Source organism: Agrobacterium deltaense RV3, assembly GCF_900013505.1.
GTDB classification, from domain to species: domain Bacteria; phylum Pseudomonadota; class Alphaproteobacteria; order Rhizobiales; family Rhizobiaceae; genus Agrobacterium; species Agrobacterium leguminum.
On the sequence record NZ_LT009746.1, the window covers coordinates 408,491 to 429,099 of the forward strand.

The window sequence follows — 20,609 nt, forward strand, 5'->3', positions numbered from 1 at the left end:
GCAGTATGCCCGCGCCGGAAGGCGATGGATCACTTCGCCTGTTTCAACGCTTCCTCGAGGTCCGTCTTCGCGCGGGCCATGGCCTCATCATCGGTGCTTTCACCGACGATGGCCTGCGTGATGCGCTGGACGGAGATGTTGAACATGGCGCGATTGTTCTTGTAGCCCTGGTAGGCATAGGCAATCGGGCTGAGGCCGGGGATCTGGTCCAGCCAGGCGTTCATGGCCTTCTGCGTCGCAGGCGTCGCACCGGTATAGGTCACGCCCTTGTCGGCAACGGCCTTATGGGCCGGAACGTTGCGGGTGCGAACGGTGAAGTCGAGATAATTCTCGTCCTGAGCCATGAAGTTCAGGATATCGGCAACGATCTTCGGGTTTTTGGTCTGCTTGAAGCCGACGATGCCGGTACCACCAGGCATGCCGGTGCAGGCTGCGCCACCGCAGGGCTGCGGCACGACTTCCCAGTCGAACGCATCGCCGACCTGGCTGTCGAAACGCGCGGTCTGCCAGCTGCCCGAGTAATAATAGACCAGCTGCCCGTTGATGAATTCCTGCGCGGCGTCACGATAGGTATTGCCGCCCTGCCCGGCCCAGACGTCACGCGCCATGGTGCCGTCCTTGTTCCACTCCACGAATTTCTTCACGAAAGTCGTGAAGCCTTCATCGACGAGAATGGGCTTACCATCAGCATCGAAAATCTTCGCGCCGTAGGAAATGGCCGGGCCGGCAATACGGTGGCCGGAACGGTCGATGGCCATCGGGTAAGGCGTGCCGGTTGCCTTGGCGACGGCATTGGCTGCCTTCGCCCAGTCATCCAGCGTCGCATCCTTGCCGGGTACGGCGACATTGGCCTGATCGAACAAAGTGCGGTTGATGAAGGCGCCGGTGATGGTGAGCTGGGTATGCATGCCGTAGATGCCCTTGTCGTCAGGGCCGCTGCGATACCATTTCAGCACGTTGGAGAAATTGTCTTCCCAATATTTCGCGTCCACATAGGGCGTGAGATCGAGATAATAGCGGTTGAGGCCGCCAAGGTCGGTCACGGTTGCGAAATCCGGGCCGCTGCCGCCGGCAAGCTGCACGGGCAGGCCTTCCAGCAGCGCCTTGTAGGGCACGACGTCGGTGACGATCTTCACGTCCGGATGCTGCTTTTCGTAACGCGCGAGAATGTCTTTCAGAATTTCGCAGCCGTTGCCGTCATAAGCGCAGGTGAAGCGCACTTCCTCAGCTGCCTGAGCGGCGCCTGCAAAGGACGCCGCGCCAATGGCGAGCGCCAATGCCATGCTGTATTTACCGATCATCTCTTTTCCTCCCTTAGATGATTATGCGTTGGCGGATGCGCGCGGAGCCCAGCCCTTGATCCATTCGCCTTCTGCGGCGTCGGACAGGCGGACCAGCTTTCCTTCCCGCACCGAGCGATAAATGGCGGTGACGAGCTCGATGGACTGCAAGCCATCGTTCACAGTCACTTCCTTACCGCCGCGTCCTTCCATCGCGTCGGCAATGGCTTCCACAAAACCGGCAAAGCCGTTTTCGCCATCGCCGACCGTCGCCAGAACGGCGTCGATCTGGTCCTGCGTGGTCGGTGCACGGGCGATGAAACGCCATGTGTCTTCGGCCGGGCGATAGGGCAGCGTGCCGCTCTCGGCCGTGAAGCCTTCGAAGCAGAAGCGGAGTCGGGACGTATCTTCGGCGGCACCGAGCGTCACCGAGCTCGTCGCCAGCGCACCGCTTTTCATGCGGAAGCTGAGCGCCGCGCAATCTTCGGTTTCGATCGTGTTGACGCGCGTATCGGCCATGGCGAACACTTCGTCGACCGGGCCGAGAACGTGGCAGAGGAGATCATGGGCGTGGATGGCATGGCCAAGGATAGCGCCGCCGCATTCGCCCTTCCACGTACCGCGCCACGGAATGTCGTAATAGCTGGCGCCACGGTTCCAGTGAACTTCCGAACTTGCAACAAAGGCCTTGCCCGCAAGGCCGGCATCGATGAGCGCGCGAAGCTGCCGCATCGCATGTCCGAAACGGTACTGGAAGACGGGAAACACGCCACGGCCGGTCTTTTTGACGGAGTCGATCAGCGCATTTGCCTCCTCAAGCGAGCGGACGAGCGGCTTTTCGCAGACCACATCCTTGCCCGCCGCATGTGCCTTCAGCGTCACGGGAAAATGCAGGTGCGGCGGCAGGCAGACGTCGATGAGCTGAATGCTCTCATCGGCCAGAATCTCATCGAGATCGGTCGTCAGACGGATGGAGGTATCGTCACCCGCCACGGAGCGGGCGCGCTCCAGATCGAGGTCGCAGATCGCCTTGACGGAGAAGCGCTCCGGCAACGCCTGATAACCCTTCAGATGCAGGGCGCCGATGCCGGCACCAACGATTGCAACGCCGATCATGCCTTTGCTCCTTCGGCCTTGGCCTGCGCCTGAAGCGACAGGTCGCATACCTTGAACACATGCTCCTGCGTCATCGCCGTTTCGGTGCGGTTGCGGATGTCGTCGCACAGGCGGCCGAAATAGGGCAGGCCGGCACCGGAGGCATCGATATATTCGCAGCGGTCCCCATTCACGAGAATGAGACGGTCGGTGCCTTCCTTGTTGCCGACATCGACATATTTACGCAGTTCGATGTAACCCTCGGTGCCGAGGATGGTGAGGCGGCCGTCGCCCCAGGTCGGCAGCGCATCGGGCGTGTACCAGTCGACGCGGATATAGCCGTGGCCCTTGTCGCCGCGCAGCACCACTTCGCCGAAATCCTGCAAGCCCGGATCGCGCGGGTTGGCATAGTTGGCAACGGTGGCAGCCACAATCTCCACTTCGGTCGAGCCGGTGAAGAACATGAACTGGTCGATCTGGTGGCTGGCGATATCGGTGATGATGCCGCCGTAAGCTTCACGCTCGAAGAACCACTTCGGGCGGATCTGGCGGTTCAGGCGGTGCGGGCCGAGGCCGACGGTCTGGATCACACGGCCAATCGCACCCTGCGCAACGAGTTCAGCGGCCTTGGTCACGCTCGGAACTTCAAAACGCTCGGAGAAATCGACAGTCCAGATGCGCTTGGTCTTCGCCACGGTCTGACGAAGGCGATCAAGCTGTTCGAATGTGGTGCAGCCGGGCTTGTCGGACATGACGTCCTTGCCGGCTTCCATGGCGGCGATGGCGAGATCGGCGCGCTTGGAGGGAATATCGGCGATCAGCACGAGATCGATGCTGCCATCGGCCAGCAGAGCTTCCTTGGAGGCCGCGCGCGGCACATCCGGGAAGCGCTTGACGAAGCCTTCCACCACGTCTGGCTCGCCTTCGGTCCACCAGCCGGCGAATTCCGCGCCGGCATCCAGCATGTTCTGGGCCATGCCGAAAATGTGCCGGTGCTCTATGCCGAGAGCGACGAACTTGATTGCTTTAGTCATCCTGCAGTTCCACTTCCTTGCCGGTGTCGGCCGAGTTGATGATCGCGTCGATCAATCTGTGAGACAAAAGAGCCGCTTCACCGGTGACGACCGGGGCGCGCCCTGAGGAGATGGCGTCTGCGAAATCTTCGAAGACGCCCTGATGCCATTCATGCGTGAAAGCCATGGGGTCGGCGCCGCCACCCGTGCCGGATGCCGCACCGCCAAAGGTCTCCTGCCGGCCATCGCGCCAGTCGACATGCAGGAGGCCCGAGGCGAGCCGCAGGCTGGCATTGTCGAAATGCAGGACAATCGATTCCGGAGCACCGGGGAAACTTGCGGTGCTTGCGACCAGCGAGCCGACAGCGCCATTCTTGAAGCGCAGGCCGGCCGCGACATAATCCTCGGTTTCCATGCGATGAAACCGCGTCGTCGCCGCCATGGCCTGAACGCGCGAGACCGGCCCTGTAAGGCTCAGCGCCAGATCGATGGTGTGGATTGCCTGGGAGATCAGAACACCGCCGCCGTCACGCGCCAGGGTGCCGCGACCGGGTTCATCATAATAGGATTGCGCGCGCCACCACGGCACGGAAATTTCGCAGAGACCGAGCGCTCCGAGCGTCCCGCCATCCACAAGCTCGCGGGCTTTTTGCGATGCAGCCCGCATGCGGTGCTGGAAGATGATGCCAAGCGTGACGCCGGCTTCACGACATAGGGCGACAAGCCCGCCGGCTTCCTTCGTGTTACGGGCAACGGGCTTTTCCATCAGAATGTGTTTGCCCGCCTTTGCGAGCTGTCCGACGAGATCGATGCGGGCATTCGGCGGCGTTGCGATGATGGCGAAATCGACATCCGCATCGCGCGCTGCTTCCTCGACCGAGGAATAAACGACGACCTCATATCCGGCATGTTTCGACGCTTCGGCGGCCAGCGCCCTGGCGCGGCCGGAGCCGCTATCGACTAAACCCTTCAGGCGAATTTTTTCCGGACTTGCCGCACAGGCAAGCACATGCGTCTTCGCCACCATTCCGGCGCCAACGATGACGCAGGTCTTGATATTTTGCATTTCGGGAGCCTCCTTCCCAATACGCGATCATTTGCATACCGGTATGCCGGTTGTCAACAGACTTGTGTTCCGGTATACCGGTTATGAAAGTGCTGGAGGGTATATGCCAAAAATTCCCGTAACAGGTGGGACCGTGCCGACAATGGAGCGATTGGATCTTAATCGTCCGGTCGTGGACCAGATCTATTCCGCGTTGAAATCGGCCATCCTTTCCCGGGAGCTTTTTCCCGGCCAGGCGGTTTCGGAGAACGAGATTGGACAGTTGTTCAATTCCAGCCGCACGCCAGTGCGCGAAGCGCTGAGCCGCCTGCGGGATGACGGCCTGATCGTCACCCTGCCAAGCCGCGGCACCTATGTCTCCAGATTATCGGAAAAGCACATTCGCAGCGCGCAGTTCATCCGCGAGGCGCTGGAGGTCGCTGCGGTTTGCAGGCTATGCCAGATCGGCATAACGGCGGAGGCCGAGCACGAGATCGAACACGCCCTCACCGGCCAACGTGCAGCCATGCACCTCGGGGACAGAAAGGCTTTCCGTGTGCATGACGACCAGTTCCACAGCGCGCTTGCCGCCGCGACGGGGCTTGAGAGGCTGGAGACGCTATTGATCCGCGAAAAGGCGGGGCTGGACCGCCTGCGCGCGCTCGCCATCACCGACGAGGCGCATATGGCGCGGCTGCTCTCCGAACATGAAGCGGTTTACGATGCGATCAAGGCCGGGGACGAAGCCCGTGCGACCGATGGTTTGCGCAAACACCTGAGACGCGTCCTCGGCATTCTTTCGCAGGTTTTCGAGAACCATCAGGACTATTTCGAATAAATCTGCGCCATCATCTTCAACGGTTCGAGCATCATGAATACGGCAACTCCTGAAAAAGCGCCTGCCATGTCGCAGGCGAAACTTCTGTGCGACACGATGAGCACGCTTGCGGAATCCCCCGTTTGGGATGAGCGGCGACAGGTGCTTTTCTGGTGCGATATACTCGGAAAGGCGGTGCGGTCCGCAGCGCTTGAGCCTGGCCTTTATCGCGAATGGGCGTTTCCCCATACGGTCTCGAGTCTCGGTCTCTGTCGGAACGGCGACCTCATCGTCGCCTGCGGCATGGATATCGTCATCCTCGATCCGGAGAGCGGCGAAACACGCCTTCTCCACTCCCTGCCGTCACCGGACGGCATTCCCTGCCGGCTCAACGACGGACGAATCGGCCCCGACGGCGCCTTCTGGGTGGGAACCATGCACAATGTGCCACTCGCGGACATGGAGCCCCATGGTGAACTTTGGCGGATCACCGAAAAAAGCGCCGAGCGCATGCAGACCGGCCTGACATGCCCGAACGGCCTCGCCTTTTCCCCAGACGGCTCCATCATGTGGCAGAGCGATTCCGTCCAGAAATGGATACGCCGGCGAAAATTCGACAGCAGAAACGGCACATTTGATGAGGGCGTGCTGGTGGCCTGGATGACGGAAGAGACGGGAAGACCCGATGGCGGCTGTCTCGACAGCAGCGGCACCTATTACAGCGCGGGCGTTTCCGCTGGCCTGTTGAACGTTTTCACGGCCGACGGCAGGCATGCGGAGGTGCTCGCAGCGCCCGTCCCGCACCCCACCATGCCGTGCTTCGGAGGACCTGATTTCAGCCTCCTTTTCCTGACGTCACACCGCCACAACATGTCCGAAGACAGGCTGGCGAAAGCACCATTTTCGGGCGGCGTCTGGGCGATCCCGACAAAAACGAAAGGCTTTGCCGCCTTTCGTTTTGGCGAAGGCGGATAAAGCCCGGAAACCGGACCAGGATTCCTACTCTTCCCGGAAGGCGCGGCTGATCTGGTCGGTCAGCGGCTTGGCGATATAGGACAGCGCCGTCCTTTCGCTGGTCTGAATGAACGCCTCGGCCGGCATGCCCGGCACCAGCGGCGCATTGTTCAGCTTCTGCCGCTCGGAAACCGGCACGGAAATCCGCGCCAGATAATAGGAGAGACCGCTGCGCTGATCGGTGGTGATATCCGCCGCGATGCGACTGACATGGCCTTCCAGTTCCGGCGTGACACGCTGGTTGAAAGCGGTCATGCGCAGCATGGCCTTTTGCCCCACCTGAAGCTGATCGATATCCTTCGGCACGATCTGCACCTCCAGCGCCAGCTCGTCTCCGTCAGGCACGATGAACATGATCGGATCCGCCGGCGTCACCACGCCGCCCACCGTGTGCACGGCCATTTCATGCACCACGCCGGATTGCGGCGCGACGATATCGATGCGCTTCAGCTCGTCTTCGGCGGCAACCTTGCGCTCGACGAATTCGCCCATCTGCGCCTGTATTTCCCGCAGTTCCCGCCCGACCTCGGTGCGCAATTCCTGATCGATCTGCAGGATTTGCAGCCTGGTTTCGGTGATGCGCCCTGCCGTCTGCGCCTGATAGGCGATTTTTTCGCCGCGCTCGCCGCCGAATGTCGCGGCCTGCGTCTGCAGGCTGTTCAGCCTCTGCACCGAAACGATACCCTGTTCGCGCAGCGATTTCTGCGAGGTGATTTCAGCCTCCAGCACGGCAAGGCCGTTATCATAGGCGACTTCCTGCGCCTTCAGCCCCTCAATCTCATGTTCGAACTGAGTGATGCGTTCGGAAAGCTGTGCTTTGCGCCCTTCGCGATAGGATTTGCGGAATTCGAACAGCTTGGTCTCGCTGCGCATGGCGGAAGCGACATCGGCATCGTCTTTTCGCGTCATCAGCGCCCGCGGAAAAACGAGTTCCGGCAGATCGTCGCGCTCGGCCTCCAGCCTTGCCATGCGCGCATTCAGCTCATCCAGACGCTTGGTCACGATGGCGAGATTGGCGCGGGTCTGGGTCGCATCAAGGCGCATGACCACATCGCCGGCCTTTACCCTGTCGCCCTCATTCACCAGAATTTCGCCGACGACACCGCCGCTCGGGTGCTGCACCTTCTTGCTGTAGGAATCCACAACCAGATGGCCGGAGGCGACAACCGCGCCGGCGAGATTGGTCGTCGCAGCCCATCCGCCGACGCCGGCCAGCAGCGCTACACCTGCAGCGAGGCCGGCAACAAGATGTTTGCGGATGGAGCGGGACACATGGCTGCGCTGGTCAATGTTTGACATCCGCATCTCCTTCCTGGCTGTTCTCTTCACGGACGTCTTCCAGCACCAACGCCTGCGGCTGGGTATTGGCGACGACGCGCAGCGGCGAGATCGTCTGGGCGGATGCGGTAAATCCCTTGGCCGCCTGCGCCTGCGGAACGCGCAGTACCTTCGACAGAACCTCGTCGCGCGGGCCGAAGGCCTTCATCCGCCCCTCTTCCATCATCAGAATAAAATCGACAGCACCGATGGCACTCGGCCGGTGGGCAACGACGACGGCAATGCCGCCTCGCGCCTTGACCGAGGCAATCGCCTTGACCACGGCGGCTTCGCCTTCCGCATCGAGATTGGCGTTGGGTTCGTCCAGCACGACGATGAAAGGATCGCGGTATAGCGCGCGGGCAAGGCCGATGCGCTGGCGCTGCCCGGCGGAAAGCGCCGAACCCGCCTCGCCGATATCGCTGTCATAACCCTTTTCGAAACGCAGGATCAGTTCATGCGCACCCGCAGCCCTGGCCGCCGCGATGATGGCGTCAGGATCGGGATTATCCTCGAAACGGGAGATATTTTCACCGATCGTGCCGTCGAACAGCTCCACGCCCTGCGGCAGATAGCCGATATGGCGGCCCAGCGCCTCACGGTCCCATTGCTCGAAACTTGCACCGTCCAGCCGTACCTTGCCGGCCGCCGGCATCCACGCGCCGGTGAGAATGCGCGCGAGCGTGGATTTACCCGAGCCGGAGGGACCGATGACGCCGAGCGCGTTTCCGGCGGTCACGATGAAGCCAAGCCCGGTGACGGTCGGTTTTCTTTCTCCCGGCGGAACGATGGCGACGTTTTCGACCCGCAGTTCCTTTTCAGGCTTCGGCAGGGCCATGGCGGCGGCATTGGCCGGCATCTGTGCAAAAAGCTCCCTCAGCCGCGCCCAGCTCTGCCGGGCGGCCACGAAGGACTTCCAGTTGGAAATGGCGAGATCAACGGGCGCGAGCGCCCGGCCCATCATGATCGAACTGGCGATCATCACGCCGCCGGAGGCCTCCTGATTGATGACGAGCCACGCGCCGACCGCCAGAATGGCCGATTGCAGCACGACCCGCAAAGACTTCGCGATGTTGCCGAGACCGCCGGCCACATCTCCGGCCTTGCGATTGGCGGCGAGATAGGCCTCGTTGGAAATTTGCCAGCGTTTTCCGAGCCGGCCGCCAAGCCCCATGGCCTGCACGACTTCGGCATTGCGGCGCGAGGCCTCCAGCTGCCGGTTGCGGGCCATATTCTCGACCATGGTGTCGCGGATCGGCTTCTGCGAGAAGATATTGGTGAGGATCGTCAGGGAGACAAGCAATATCGCGCCGGCAAGCGCCGTCACGCCAATCCAGAAATGAAACAGAAAACATATGCCGAGATAAAGCGGCATCCACGGCAGATCGAAAAAGGCGGTCGGCCCCGTGCCTGAGAGAAAACCGCGCACATTATCGAGATCGCGCAGCGGCTGCAGACCGTCGCCCGGCATGCGGTTGACGAGCGGCAGACGCACCACCGCATCATGCACCCTGCCGGAATAACGCATGTCGAAATCTTCACCGATGCGGATCAGAACGCGGGCGCGGATGATATCGAGCAGGCACTGGAAGCCGTAAAGGCCAAGCGCGAGAATGGCGAGCCCGACCAGCGTCGGCAGGCTGCCGCTTGCCAGGACCCGGTCATAAACCTGCAGCATGAAGAGCGGCGACGTGAGCGCGAGTATATTGACCACGCCGCTGACCAGCGCAACGCCGAGAAATGTGCTTTTAAGGGGCGAAACAACCGCCGCAGTGAGGGACTGCGGCGGCGTCTGCTGGTGGTTTTGAAAGCCCACAGCCTGATTTTCCTTTACGCGGCAAGCGCCGATGCGCTGGCGAAAATGAAGTCCGATGCGTCGAGCACATTTGCATCGACGCCATTCAGTGTGACGGAGACGGACGTGTCTGTAGCCGAAAGGATAACGGCATTTCCGTTATCGTTATACCACAACAAATCGTCCACCGAAGTTGCCCCCCAGGCGGAAACGTCAAGCGTATCCGTGCCATCCTGGTAGCCGTAGGTGCCGGTCGGGCCAGCCGCCACAACGTCGTTGCCGCCGGAGAATACAAAGGTGTCTGCGCCGGCAAAGCCGGTCAGGGTGTTGGAGGCAGCCGTATCCTCGATGACCGTGCCAGTGGCGGCAAAGTAATCATAGAAGCCGGCCAGCGAACCGAAACGGGCAAGCTGATAAACGGCAAGATCGAGAAGATCGCGGGCACCGGCGAGCGAATAGGCGCTGTCGGGATCGATCAGCAGTTCCTGCTGGCTGACGGCGATGCCGCTGGTGGACTGGCTGTAGCCGGTGCCCAGAACGATGCTGTCGACCGAACCGGTCAGGTTGCCCTGGGAGTACTGCAGAGCGCCGCTCATGACGATGCCCTTGCCGCCGGTGCTGCCATCGCCCCACGCCTCATAGGTCGTGTTCGGATCGATGGTGGTGGTGGCGAGAGAGCTGGTCTGAGCGTCGTAGAACGCACCATAGGTCGAACCGAAACCGCTCGTCCAACCGTTGAGGTAGCCGATCAGATCGGAGGAAGACTGCGTCAGTTGAATTGTGGTAGCCATAGGTGTACTCCTTTGCTGGCCAATATCGATACCTTCGTCCTGTGGCGAAGGCGTTTCATCTCCGGGACGGGCTGCAACCCAGCCCGGAGAATTTCTTCCACGGTTCAGAACTTCACGTTCATCGTCGCGATAAAGGTGCGGCCCGGCGCCGTGTAAGCGCTGGCTGCCGGGATGTATTTGCGGTCCGTCAGGTTGTTAACGGCGAAGCGAAGCGTGGCCTTGTCGTTGAAGGCATAGGAACCGTAGAGATCCACCGTCGTGTAGGGATCGGTCACCTCCCGCAGATTGCCTTCCGTATCCAGCGTGCGCGACTGTGTCGGCGTAACGTGGTTGAGCCTTGCGCCCAGCGAGAATTTTTCATCGAAGAAACGCATGCCGCCATCGAGCGTCAGCTTCACCTTGGGCGCGACGTCGCCCGGCCAGGCAACGATTTCGCCCGTTGTGGTGGTCGTGCCGTTGGAAAAAACCTGCGTCTTTTCAGGCCATTCTGTTTTCAGAAAGGTTGCCGAACCGCCGATCCAGAAACTGCGGGCATCGTAATTGCCCTCGAATTCAAGCCCGCGCATATAGGTCGTGCCGTCCAGATTGACGAAGCTGGTATAGGTGCGGTCGAGCACCTGATCCGTAACGAGATAACCGAGCGCGATATAGTCCTTCACCTCGCGGCGAAAGGCAGCCATTTTTATGCGAATGGAATCGTCGTCCAGCAGCACGCCGTCGAAGCTCATATTCGCGCCGATTTCATAGGTCGTCGCCTTTTCGGCACGCAGGGCCTGGTTCGGAGCGTATTCGTATCCGGGGCTGTCGCCCGGACGCGCACCGGCGAAAAACGCCTCGAGAATTGTCGGCGGACGCAAGCTCTGGGAATAGCTCACATAGGGGCGGAACCAGTCGACGGGTTTCAGCTCGATGGTGGCGGAGGGCAGCCAGGCGCTATAGGTGCGATCGATATCGACATTGTGCTCAGGGTACTCGGTGACCGGCGTATTGGTGGTTGTACCGGTGCCCGGCATGCAGTTGGCCGAGGTTGTGGGCCAGACGCGCGCAAGATAGAGGGCATAACGCGCCGCCCAGCTGGGGTTAGCGGGGGCAAAGACCCGATTGAAATAATCGAGAGCCGTATAGTGATTGCGGATCGCATCGCAGGGTACGGTCGTGGTCACCATGTAATCGCGAACGCTATAATAGGTCGCCGATCCCTTGAGACGCGACCAGTCGTAACGCACGCCGCCACTCAGCGTGATCCAATCGGCCGGCTCAAGCTCACCATTCAGGAACAGGCTGGCGACATCGCGCCGCCCGGCAGGGCTGAATGACGTGTAGCTGCTGGCGAAAGAGGGATTTTCCGCGATTTTGGCGCTCGTCGCGACGGATGTGGCAATGTCCCGGAAAGCTTCGGCCCCATAGTTCAGACTGAGCGCACCCGCCACCGTGTCAAAGCGGCTGGTATTTTCCATGCTGCCGCCGAAGCTGCGCAGACCCATATCGAGGTTCGTTTCCACCGCATATTTGCGCGCCGCCCGCAGTTCATGCGTCATATTATCGTTCAGCCACAGCGACGACTTGAAGTCGATGAGTTCGCTCTCCGGATCCCAGTCCAGCTTCGCGACGACGCTGTCGTTTCGCACGCTTTCCCGGTCGATCACCTCAGATGCGCCCTGAACGAAGTCATTCTCCTGATGCATCCAGGAAAGCGAGGCCTTGACGTCGCCGAAATCGCCTTCGCCCTTAAAAAAGGTCGACCAACCGTCGCGGCCGAGCAAATCCTTCATTGTGAGCGCGGTGCTGCGGGCCTCGCCTTTTGTGCCGACCTTGTATTCATCCATGATCGTGCGGCTGTAGCCGGCGACGAAGGAGAGAGGACCATCCGGCGAGCGAACGGCGCCGAGAACCGAGCCCTGAAAATCATAACCATTGGTGCCGCGGGAAACATTCGCTTCCCCGCCCTTGTTTTCACCCTCGGCGATGAGATCGTCGGCGCTGACGGTTCGGAACTCGACCTTGCCGCCCAGAGAGCCGGCATTGCCTGAGCGCGCATTGGTTATTTTCTCGATCTCGACGGCACGGATGAAAGCGACATCCACATAACCCTGCCCGGCGCTTGCGGTGTAGCTGGTGGCGCCGCCAAATGCCGCACCACGCTGCGCATTCTGCCGCGCCCCGTCGATGGAGACGACCACGCGGCCGCTTTCCTGCAAACCGCGCACATTGGGCGAAACGGTCGGGAAGCTGCCATTGCCCTCGCCGGCATAAACACCGGAAACCCGATTGAAAACATCGCGCGTGTTGCGCACGCCTGCCGACTGGATCGCCTCACGGCCGACCACGCTGACACTGGCGGGCGTCTCATAAACCCAGTCGGGCGTCCCCTGATAACCGGAACCGGCAATGGAGTTGCGCCCGGTCTTGCCGGTCAGGGTAATGGTTTCCAGAACCGTCGTACCCTCCGCCGCGGAAAGATCGACGGTCGATTGCCCCGTGCCGATGACGACGGTTCTGCCATTGCCGGCGATACGGAAATTGACGCCCGTTCCCGCCAGCAACCGCGACAGCGCCTCCCGCACCGTGAAACTGCCGGTGACGGCATTGGTGCGCACATTGCCCGCCGCGGGCGTGGCAAGCGTGACCTGAAGGCCGGATTGCCGCCCGAAAGCACCCACGACCGATGACAGCGACTGGGCGGGAATATTGAACGGCCGCGTCGCCCCCTGCTCGCCGCCTGGACGCTGGGAATTGGCGGTATCTGCTCCGGTCTGGGCCAGAAGGGGCGTCGCGAATGAAACGGCGACCGCCGTTGTCGCCAGCAGCATGGCCCTGCGAGCCTGCTTTGCTGCTTTTTCCCCTGAACCGGTCTTGCATGTCTGGAGGCGCATATTGCTTTTGTCTTCCTGTCTTTCGCTCCGGATATATCTTGACCGGATTACTCAACAAAAAGACGATTGCCTCGTCGATTTTTTTCAGGCTTTCAGAAGAAATTTTATAAGCTTCTGAAAATAAATATGATTTTTTGTTGCGGACTGTTTCAGAAGCGGGTGATGATGCGCGCGCTGCCGCCAATCGCATGCACCTTGCCCTTGTAGGGTTCGACCAGGGCCTCCAGCGCGCGATCCGGGTCGCGCAGATCGTAAAAGCCCGTCACCCTCTGCTCGGCAAGCCGCTTGTCGGCCATGGTCAGCCATGCCGGATGGTAGCGCTGGATCTGCTCCACGACCGAGCCTATCGTCGCATCGACCACATAGAGTTCGCCGTTGCGCCAGCCGCCAATATCCTCGACGGAAACAGTCTCTTTGCGGATTGCGCCCGAAGCGTCGACAATCAGCATCTCGCCCGGCACCAGCCGCGTTGGCGGCGCATTGCGGAAAGACGCCTCCACGGAACCGTGCGCCAGCGCCACCTGGGTTACGCCATCCGTCAGGTCGACGTCGAAAGCCGTGCCCAGCACCTGAACGGTCACGTTTTTTGCCTCCACGACGAAGGGACGCGTTTTATCCGGCACGACGTCGAAAAAGGCTTCCCCCTTCAGCACCGTCACATTGCGGCGGCCATTCGTGAAATCCGTTGACAGCGCGCTCGCGGCGGCAAGCTGTACTTTGCTGCCGTCCTCGAGGATGATCGTGCGGCTTTCGGCAGTGGTGGTCTGATAGTCCGCCTCCAGACGAACGAAAAATGCCGGAACGAACAGTACCGCAAGACAGAGGGACGCCGCCGCCACAGCCGCGCCGGCATAATGTCGCACGGACCAGCGCCGCCGCTGCGGCTTTGTCGCGGCCTTGCCGGGCAGATGCGGTGCATCTTCCCAGAGGTTCTTGAATTCTGGCTCCACCAGGCCGAGATTGCGCCACGTCTTGCATGTTCGTTCCCAGGCGAGACGGTTTGCCGGCGCTGCCGCCAGCCATTGCTCGAATTCCGCCTTCAGCCGCGGCTCCGCCGAGCCAGACTGCAAGCGCAGCAGCCAGTCGGCCGCCTCCTCCGCCTTACCGGCCGGCAATTCAATTTTTTTCTCTGGATCAATGGTCATTGAACCGGGCCAGTTCCTTTGCGGGGCGGAGGAGAAGCGTCGTCTTCTGCATTGCTATAAAGACGTTTGAGCAAGAGATTTTTTTCACAAGGCGGGACAATCGGGACTATTTTACTTCATTTCTTTGGTAATCGCGGCAATGCTGCCCTTGATCAGACGATGTGCGCTGGCCACGGACACGCCAAGGTGACGCGCAATCTCTTCCATATTGTAACCACCGAATCTGTGCATTTCCAATGCCACCCGCGCCTGAACCGGCAGGCCGGCCAAAATAGTCCGCATCTGGCGAACTTCGTCGCAGAAAAGGGCATGCTCTTCCGGCGTACCATTGTCCTGCGGCACACCCCAGAACGGCGTATCGTCCGGCCGTTCCCGAAGGTCCTGGCGGCTGCGCCGGCGATTGTCGAGCGCAAGATTGCGAACGATGCGGAAGAGATAGGATTTGAGATTGGAAGGATTGCCGGAGGCCTCCGGAACGAATTTCAGGAATGCTTCCTGAACCACGTCCTCCGCATCCGCCCGCGACCCCAGAATGAGGGTGGCGTATTTGATCAGGTCGACCCTATGCGCGACGTAAGCGTTATAACGCTTGTCATCTTCCCGTATGCCCATGTCTCAACCGAGAGAAATTTCAAGGATCGACGAGACCTGCCGCCCCCCGAATGGCCGCACAGCTCTGCCGCTCAAAGCTCTAGCATCCAAACCGTGGATCGAACAGATATTTCATGATTATTATTATCAAGAATTTGTGCGGGCTGCGGCTCATGCAACAGCCTGTGCGTGACGGACCTGCGGACCCGACACCGGACGCCGCCGGGTATTGACGTGTCAGAGTCTCTTCGAGAAAACGAGGACGAATATGACATGAGAAGCCCTATGGCGGGAAATCAAATCAATGACCTATGATGCTCTCAAAATCCCCAAGTTCCTTAGCGTGTTGACTGTGTTGGTCACGGGGCTGCTCTCTGGCTGCGCGAGAATCCCACCGGTGTTTTCGGACGATGGCGCGACAATTTCATTCAAGGGTGAAAAGTTTAAGTACCGTGCTCCCGGTCACGCCGAAGCGTCCTGCAAATTTGACGATCAGAGAAAATTGGCAGTTTGTGACAACGGCCTAACCTCCAGGTTGGTAGTGGCCGGGCTTCCCTTCCATGGCGTCGTATTAGTTGAATTCGACGGGCGGATTTTTAGGCCCACGGAACATCCCTAAACGATTGAGCCGTTCAAAAGCTGATCACCGCAATGACGCCAATCCTTAGAACCAGCACCGTTCTTGGATGGACACTCAGATGGCCCCGTCGACAATGACCATGGGTCTGCCCTGCGAGCAGGGCTCGATACGGGCATCGATGCGATAGATATCGCGCAGCATCTCCGGGGTTATAACCGCCTCCGTGCTGCCGCTCACCACCATTTCACCGCGCGCGATAACCATCGTATTTGCGCAATAACGAAGCGCGTGGTTGAGGTCATGGAGAGCGATCAGCACGATCATGCCGGTCTTCTGCGCCAGATCGGTAACGAAGCCCAGAACCTCGATCTGCCGGTGAAGATCGAGCGCAGACGTCGGCTCGTCCATCAGCAGCACTTCCGGCTTTCGCGCGAGTGCCTGCGCCAGCGAAACAAGCTGCCGCTGACCGCCCGACAATTCGCCAAGCCCGCGGAAAGCAAGGTCATGGATTTTCAGCGCCTTGAGAATGGCGTCGATCTCGAACAGCTCATCGTCATGGACCCGCCAGCCGCCGCCCTGCTTGGCGGAAAGAAGCACGGATTCATAGACGGTCAGAACGGCATTGGCGCCGGTATCCTGCGGCATGTAGCAGATGGCGCGGTTGCCGCGAGCCGTATCGGAGAGCTCGACCAGTCCGGGACCGGAAATCAGGCTGGCGATACGTTTGAAAAGCGTGGACTTGCCGGCGGCATTCGGGCCGATCACGGCCGTCACACTGCCGCTTTCCAGCGTATCGATGCCGACCTTGGAGAGAACCGTGATGCGCCCATAGGCGGCGCCGACATCTTTCAGTGCGAGCGCTACCATGCGCGCCTCCTGTTGCCGAAAATAAGCGCGAAGAAGAACGGAACACCGACGAGCGCCGTGATGACGCCGATAGGCAGAATAGCGCCTGGAATGAGAATCTTGCTGATGACCGAGGTTGCCGACAGAAGCAGCGCGCCGCAGATCACCGAGCCGGGCAGGAAGAAACGCTGGTCCTCACCCACCACCATGCGGGCGATGTGCGGACCGACCAGCCCGACGAAACCGATTGTGCCGACAAAGGAAACCGGAATGGCCGCCAGCAGGCTGACCGTCAGCATGGTCGTCAACCGCAGCCGCCGGACATTGATGCCCATGCTGGCCGCCTTGTCATCGCCGAGCCTGAGTGCCGTCAGCGCCCAGGCATTGCGCATGAACAACGGCACGGTGACGAGGAGGATGGCGGCGGTGATATAGACCTTGTCCCAGGTCGCCTTCGTCAGGCTGCCCATGGTCCAGAAAACCACGGCGGCAAGCGCCTGTTCGGAGGCCAGATATTCGAGCAGCGACAGCGCCGCATTGAAGGTGAACACCAGCGCGATGCCAAGCAACACGATGGTTTCGACCGTCACCCCGCGAAGCGTCGAGGCGAAATGGATGAAGAGAGCCGCGACCATGGCCATGATGAAGGCGTTGATCGGCACCATGTAATGCACGGCGCCCGGAAAGATCGCCACGCCGCCAACCAGCGCCAGCGCCGCACCGAAGCTTGCCGCCGCCGAAATGCCGAGCGTGAAGGGGCTGGCGAGCGGGTTCGACAGGATGGTCTGCATCTGCGCCCCCGCAACCGAAAGCGACGCTCCGACGGTCACCGCCATCAGCGCGATCGGCATGCGAATATCCCAGATCACCACCCGAAGCTGGTTTCCCACGGCGGCCGGATCGGCAATCGTCGCCAGAACCTCGGAGAGCGTGTAGCGCGCCGGACCGAGCGCCATGTCGGCGGCCATGCTGAAACACAGCGCGATAAAAAGCCCGAAGAGGATGATTATCCTGCGCGCGGCAAGGGCGCGATATTGATCGCGCCCACTGATGCCAACCGCGCTTTCATTCACCGAACTCATTGGTTCAAACCTTTTTCGAGCGAGGCGAAATAGCCCGGCTTGTAGGTGACGGGGAGGAATTTGCGGTGAAACTCCTCAAAATTCTTTTCCGGATCGAGATCGGCGAAGAGATCGGGATGGAACCACTTGGCGAATTGCTGGATCGGGAAGAATTCGTAGGGCGCGCCATAGAACTGGTGCCAGACGGCATGGACATTGCCTTGCTTCACGGCCTTCAGTTCCGGAAACGGCGTGCGCTTCATCAGATTGGCCAGCCGCTCACGGGAGAGAGCCATATCCGCCCCGCGTCCGACAGGAACGAACTGGTTGATGTCGGATTCGGCGGCCCAGTTGGAGCCGGTGACGATGACGTGGTCAGGATCGGCAACGACGAGCTGTTCGGGATTGAGATCGCCGAAGGTCGTCTTGATGATGCCGTCGGCGATGTTGTGGCCGCCGGCAAGATCGACCATCGCGCCGAAATTGACGGGTCCGAAAGTGCGGCAGCAATTGTTTTCGCCGGAAATGCCGGGCGCGCGTTCGATGAAGACGTTCGGTCGCTTCAAGTCCTTGACGCTGGCGAGCCGGTCGGTCACGCGGGCGATTTCGGCACGGCGATAGGCGATGAATTCCTTCGCCCGCTCTTCGGCGCCGAAGAGTTTGCCGAGAATTTCGACCGAGGCTTCGCTGTTCTTTTCAGGATCGATGCGGAAATCGAGATAGATGATCTTGATGCCGGCGGCGGCGGCCTTTTCTTCGAAACCGCTCTCCTTGGCGGATTTCTCCGCTTCCAGATTGAGGGTGATCACATCGGGCGAGAGGGTGATGGCCGTTTCCAGGCTGAAATCGCCCTGCGGCACATAACCGAAGCGCGGCAGTTTCTCGATCTGCGGAAAACGCTCGACATAGGCGGTGTAGCTGTCGGGGTCCTTCTTGAGAAGATCGTCACGCCAGCCGACGATGGTGTCGAAGGTCTTGTCGCCCTTGAGCGCGGCAATGACATGCACCTGGCGCGCCTCACCGACGATGACGCGTCTGGCCGGCAAATCCAGCTCGACTTTACGTCCAGTGACATCGGTAATCTCAGCCGCCAGAACCGGCACGGCGAGAAGGGAGAAAGCCAGCACCGCAAGATGCCTGAGAGCGTTGAGCCGCATGAGCAGTCCTCATTGAGTTCCAAAACAAAGCGATAAAGCCGCATGGCTGCGGCTTTATCCATCGGTCGGACGGCGCTCCCCTTCACCGTCCCTTTATTACCTGGCGTCCTTCAGCGAAACGAAGTAGCCGGGCTTGTAGTCGAGCGGCAGGAAGCGGGCATGCAGTTCCTTGAAGGTCGCCTCGGGGTCGAGGTCCTTGAAGAGGTCCGGATGCAGCCACTTGGCGATTTCCTGAACGGCCACGAACTGATAGGGATTGTTGTAGAACTGATGCCAGATGGCGTGGACATTACCGTCCTTCACCGCCTGCACGCCGGTGAAAGCCGGGCGCTTGGTCAGGTTTTCAAGCTTGCGATGGGCTTCCTTCAAATCCGCGCCATAACCGACGCCGACCCAGTTGCCGCCCGGAACATAACCGTTCCAGTTGCCGCCGGTGATGATGATCTGCTCCGGGTTGGAGGCAATGATCTGTTCCGGATTGACGGTGCCGAAAGTGCCGGGAATGATGTCCTTGGCCATGTTGATGCCGCCGGCAAGCTCCACCATCTTGCCGAAGTTCTCGTTGCCGAAGGACATGCAGCAATCGTCGGAATAACCGCCGGCGCGCTCCATGAACACCACAGGCTTCTTCGGATTGGCCTTTTCGAGCGTATCGGTGACCTTGGCGATGGAGTCGGCGCGGAACTTGATGAAGTCCTCGGCGATCTTCTCCTTGCCCGTAAGCTGGCCCATGAGGCGCATGCTCGGCTCGGTATTTTCCATCGGCTTTTCACGGAAATCGACGTAGACCAGCGGAATGCCGACCTTGGCGAGCTTTTCGATATAGCCCGCTTCTTCGGTCGCCGTCTTGGCGTCGATATTCATCAGGATCACGTCAGGCTTCAGGGCAACAGCCTGTTCTATGTCGAAAGTGCCGTCCTTCATGCCGCCGAAAGTCGGCAGCTTGGCGATCTCCGGATACTTGGCGAGATAGGCAGCATAGGTTTCCGGGTCGGCTTTCGCCAGATCGTCGCGCCAGCCAACCACGTGCTGGAAAGGGTTTTCCTTGTCGAGTGCAGCCAGGAAATAAATCTGGCGGCCTTCACCGAGGATGACGTGCGATACCGGCACATTCACTTCGACATCGCGGCCCGTCACATCCTTGACGGTGACCTTTTCGGCGAATGCCGGCCATGCGGCGGATACGAGAAGGCCAAGGGCAAGTGCCGCAGATTTGGCTGAGATGCGCATCGGATATTGCTCTCCAGTGTTGACTGGCGCGGCTGTATTATTTTCTGACTGTACTAGTCAACATTTATGTTTTAGAGCCATTCTTAACTGACCGGTACATGAGTTGAAGACCGATGATCGACACAATCCAATATGGCAAAAACGACAGTCTAAGAGACGAAATCAAATCCTACTGGTCCGGCCGCGCCGCGACTTTCGACCTTTCCCCCGGACATGAAATTTTTTCCGAAGACGAGCGCGAGGCCTGGCACGCGCTTATCCTGAAACATCTCGGCCGCGGAGAAGGCCGCAGGGCGCTCGATCTTGCCAGCGGCACCGGCGTCATCTCGCACCTGATGGACGATCTCGGTTTTCAGGTCACCGGCATGGACTGGTCGGAAACCATGCTGGCGCTTGCCCGTGAAAAAGCGAAAAGCCGTGGCCGCAGCATCCGCTTTTTCGTCGGCGATGCCGAAAACACGATGGAGCCGGATGAAAGCGCCGATGTCATCATCACCCGTCATCTGGTCTGGACGCTGGTGGACCCGCAGGCAAGCTTCGCCGAATGGTTCCGCGTTCTGAAACCGGGCGGACGGCTTCTGATCGTCGACGGCGATTTCGTGAATACCGGCTGGCGCGAAAAACTGGTGAAGAAACTGGCGGCCGGTCTCGAAAGCATCGGCCTCGTCAAACCGGACCAGCCGCACAAGCCGGCGGATCCGGAAAACACCTTCAACAGCATTCTTTCCCGCGTCTATTTTTCGAAGGGCGCAAGGGCCGGCGATGTCGCGGCGCTGTTGCGTGCGACCGGCTTCGAACCTGTGGCAATCGATCAGGAGCTTCAGGCCATTCACCGCGCCCAGGCGAAAAATTTCAGCCTGCTGAAAGGCATTCTGCGCGGGCTGCAGCATCGTTATGCTGTGTGCGCGGTGAAGCCGGATGTTTCCGGAAAGGCGTGAGGGAAACCATAGCCGCCTTCA

General features: G+C 60.3%; 18 protein-coding genes. 4 read left to right on the plus strand and 14 right to left on the minus strand.

Features of this window, described 5'->3' with window-relative positions; all coding sequences use genetic code 11:
• Positions 1-29: 29 nt before the first annotated feature.
• From AGR7B_RS16220 to AGR7B_RS16235, 4 genes are read right to left on the minus strand one after another with little or no spacing between them, the layout of a single operon-like run.
• On the minus strand, positions 30-1,301 hold the full coding sequence (locus AGR7B_RS16220; RefSeq protein WP_080857321.1) for an ABC transporter substrate-binding protein: 1,272 nt from the start codon (positions 1,299-1,301) through the stop codon (positions 30-32).
• 21 nt (positions 1,302-1,322) lie between these two features.
• Positions 1,323-2,396 carry a Gfo/Idh/MocA family protein gene (locus tag AGR7B_RS16225; protein ID WP_080857322.1) on the minus strand — a complete coding sequence of 358 codons (1,074 nt, stop codon included), beginning with the start codon at positions 2,394-2,396 and terminating at the stop codon, positions 1,323-1,325.
• Positions 2,393-3,409, minus strand: a complete 1,017-nt coding sequence (locus AGR7B_RS16230) for a Gfo/Idh/MocA family protein (protein ID WP_080854518.1) — start codon at positions 3,407-3,409, stop codon at positions 2,393-2,395. Before AGR7B_RS16230 ends, AGR7B_RS16225 begins: the two co-directional genes overlap by 4 nt.
• A complete protein-coding gene (locus AGR7B_RS16235) occupies positions 3,402-4,454 on the minus strand; it encodes a Gfo/Idh/MocA family protein (protein WP_065657215.1) in 1,053 nt (350 codons plus the stop codon). The genes AGR7B_RS16230 and AGR7B_RS16235 overlap by 8 nt, the downstream gene beginning before the upstream one ends.
• A 103-nt stretch (positions 4,455-4,557) precedes the next feature.
• Between AGR7B_RS16235 and AGR7B_RS16240 the strand changes: the two genes are divergently transcribed.
• Positions 4,558-5,271, plus strand: a complete 714-nt coding sequence (locus AGR7B_RS16240) for a GntR family transcriptional regulator (protein ID WP_080857323.1) — start codon at positions 4,558-4,560, stop codon at positions 5,269-5,271.
• Between the two features lie 33 nt (positions 5,272-5,304).
• Positions 5,305-6,225, plus strand: coding sequence for an SMP-30/gluconolactonase/LRE family protein (locus AGR7B_RS16245; protein ID WP_161987816.1), 921 nt, complete (start codon positions 5,305-5,307; stop codon positions 6,223-6,225).
• A gap of 24 nt (positions 6,226-6,249) precedes the next feature.
• Here AGR7B_RS16245 and AGR7B_RS16250 read toward each other — a convergent pair whose 3' ends face one another.
• From AGR7B_RS16250 to AGR7B_RS16275, 6 genes are all read right to left on the minus strand, one after another.
• The gene (locus AGR7B_RS16250) at positions 6,250-7,563 is read right to left on the minus strand and encodes an HlyD family type I secretion periplasmic adaptor subunit (protein ID WP_080857324.1); all 1,314 of its coding nucleotides are present in this window, start codon (positions 7,561-7,563) and stop codon (positions 6,250-6,252) included.
• The gene (locus AGR7B_RS16255; RefSeq protein WP_080857325.1) at positions 7,550-9,397 is read right to left on the minus strand and encodes a type I secretion system permease/ATPase; all 1,848 of its coding nucleotides are present in this window, start codon (positions 9,395-9,397) and stop codon (positions 7,550-7,552) included. The genes AGR7B_RS16250 and AGR7B_RS16255 overlap by 14 nt, the downstream gene beginning before the upstream one ends.
• A 14-nt stretch (positions 9,398-9,411) precedes the next feature.
• Positions 9,412-10,167 carry a hypothetical protein gene (locus AGR7B_RS16260; RefSeq protein ID WP_080857326.1) on the minus strand — a complete coding sequence of 252 codons (756 nt, stop codon included), beginning with the start codon at positions 10,165-10,167 and terminating at the stop codon, positions 9,412-9,414.
• A 104-nt stretch (positions 10,168-10,271) separates the two neighbouring features.
• Complete coding sequence (locus AGR7B_RS16265; RefSeq protein WP_080857327.1) at positions 10,272-13,040, minus strand: TonB-dependent receptor; 2,769 nt, start codon at positions 13,038-13,040, stop codon at positions 10,272-10,274.
• A gap of 149 nt (positions 13,041-13,189) precedes the next feature.
• On the minus strand, positions 13,190-14,185 hold the full coding sequence (locus AGR7B_RS16270; RefSeq protein ID WP_065657210.1) for a FecR family protein: 996 nt from the start codon (positions 14,183-14,185) through the stop codon (positions 13,190-13,192).
• Between the two features lie 111 nt (positions 14,186-14,296).
• Entirely contained in the window at positions 14,297-14,797 is a 501-nt protein-coding gene (locus AGR7B_RS16275; protein ID WP_003524633.1) for an RNA polymerase sigma factor, read from the minus strand.
• A 283-nt stretch (positions 14,798-15,080) separates the two neighbouring features.
• Here AGR7B_RS16275 and AGR7B_RS16280 point away from each other — a divergent pair, with 283 nt between their 5' ends.
• Positions 15,081-15,395, plus strand: coding sequence for a hypothetical protein (locus AGR7B_RS16280; protein ID WP_078052493.1), 315 nt, complete (start codon positions 15,081-15,083; stop codon positions 15,393-15,395).
• 75 nt (positions 15,396-15,470) lie between these two features.
• Here the strand turns inward: AGR7B_RS16280 and AGR7B_RS16285 are convergent, their stop codons facing one another.
• From AGR7B_RS16285 to AGR7B_RS16300, 4 genes are all read right to left on the minus strand, one after another.
• Positions 15,471-16,223 (minus strand): ABC transporter ATP-binding protein, encoded by a 753-nt coding sequence (locus tag AGR7B_RS16285; protein ID WP_003524635.1) that lies wholly within the window; start codon positions 16,221-16,223, stop codon positions 15,471-15,473.
• Entirely contained in the window at positions 16,217-17,284 is a 1,068-nt protein-coding gene (locus AGR7B_RS16290) for a FecCD family ABC transporter permease (RefSeq protein ID WP_078052492.1), read from the minus strand. The genes AGR7B_RS16285 and AGR7B_RS16290 overlap by 7 nt, the downstream gene beginning before the upstream one ends.
• The gene (locus AGR7B_RS16295) at positions 17,281-18,420 is read right to left on the minus strand and encodes an ABC transporter substrate-binding protein (protein WP_059753331.1); all 1,140 of its coding nucleotides are present in this window, start codon (positions 18,418-18,420) and stop codon (positions 17,281-17,283) included. Before AGR7B_RS16295 ends, AGR7B_RS16290 begins: the two co-directional genes overlap by 4 nt.
• Before the next feature lie 96 nt (positions 18,421-18,516).
• On the minus strand, positions 18,517-19,650 hold the full coding sequence (locus AGR7B_RS16300; protein ID WP_078052491.1) for an ABC transporter substrate-binding protein: 1,134 nt from the start codon (positions 19,648-19,650) through the stop codon (positions 18,517-18,519).
• Between the two features lie 113 nt (positions 19,651-19,763).
• Between AGR7B_RS16300 and AGR7B_RS16305 the strand changes: the two genes are divergently transcribed.
• Positions 19,764-20,588, plus strand: coding sequence for a class I SAM-dependent methyltransferase (locus AGR7B_RS16305; RefSeq protein WP_080857328.1), 825 nt, complete (start codon positions 19,764-19,766; stop codon positions 20,586-20,588).
• Positions 20,589-20,609: the final 21 nt, after the last annotated feature.

Coding starts and splice junctions, on each gene's coding strand:
- AGR7B_RS16280 (WP_078052493.1), top strand. CDS start 15,081: ATGACCTATGATGCTCTCAAAATCCCCAAGTTCCTTAGCGTGTTGACT.
- AGR7B_RS16275 (WP_003524633.1), bottom strand. CDS start 14,797: ATGGGCATACGGGAAGATGACAAGCGTTATAACGCTTACGTCGCGCAT.
- AGR7B_RS16225 (WP_080857322.1), bottom strand. CDS start 2,396: ATGATCGGCGTTGCAATCGTTGGTGCCGGCATCGGCGCCCTGCATCTG.
- AGR7B_RS16295 (WP_059753331.1), bottom strand. CDS start 18,420: ATGCGGCTCAACGCTCTCAGGCATCTTGCGGTGCTGGCTTTCTCCCTT.
- AGR7B_RS16300 (WP_078052491.1), bottom strand. CDS start 19,650: ATGCGCATCTCAGCCAAATCTGCGGCACTTGCCCTTGGCCTTCTCGTA.
- AGR7B_RS16265 (WP_080857327.1), bottom strand. CDS start 13,040: ATGCGCCTCCAGACATGCAAGACCGGTTCAGGGGAAAAAGCAGCAAAG.
- AGR7B_RS16250 (WP_080857324.1), bottom strand. CDS start 7,563: ATGTCAAACATTGACCAGCGCAGCCATGTGTCCCGCTCCATCCGCAAA.
- AGR7B_RS16305 (WP_080857328.1), top strand. CDS start 19,764: ATGATCGACACAATCCAATATGGCAAAAACGACAGTCTAAGAGACGAA.
- AGR7B_RS16235 (WP_065657215.1), bottom strand. CDS start 4,454: ATGCAAAATATCAAGACCTGCGTCATCGTTGGCGCCGGAATGGTGGCG.
- AGR7B_RS16290 (WP_078052492.1), bottom strand. CDS start 17,284: ATGAGTTCGGTGAATGAAAGCGCGGTTGGCATCAGTGGGCGCGATCAA.
- AGR7B_RS16260 (WP_080857326.1), bottom strand. CDS start 10,167: ATGGCTACCACAATTCAACTGACGCAGTCTTCCTCCGATCTGATCGGC.
- AGR7B_RS16220 (WP_080857321.1), bottom strand. CDS start 1,301: ATGATCGGTAAATACAGCATGGCATTGGCGCTCGCCATTGGCGCGGCG.
- AGR7B_RS16285 (WP_003524635.1), bottom strand. CDS start 16,223: ATGGTAGCGCTCGCACTGAAAGATGTCGGCGCCGCCTATGGGCGCATC.
- AGR7B_RS16270 (WP_065657210.1), bottom strand. CDS start 14,185: ATGACCATTGATCCAGAGAAAAAAATTGAATTGCCGGCCGGTAAGGCG.
- AGR7B_RS16240 (WP_080857323.1), top strand. CDS start 4,558: ATGCCAAAAATTCCCGTAACAGGTGGGACCGTGCCGACAATGGAGCGA.
- AGR7B_RS16230 (WP_080854518.1), bottom strand. CDS start 3,409: ATGACTAAAGCAATCAAGTTCGTCGCTCTCGGCATAGAGCACCGGCAC.
- AGR7B_RS16245 (WP_161987816.1), top strand. CDS start 5,305: ATGAATACGGCAACTCCTGAAAAAGCGCCTGCCATGTCGCAGGCGAAA.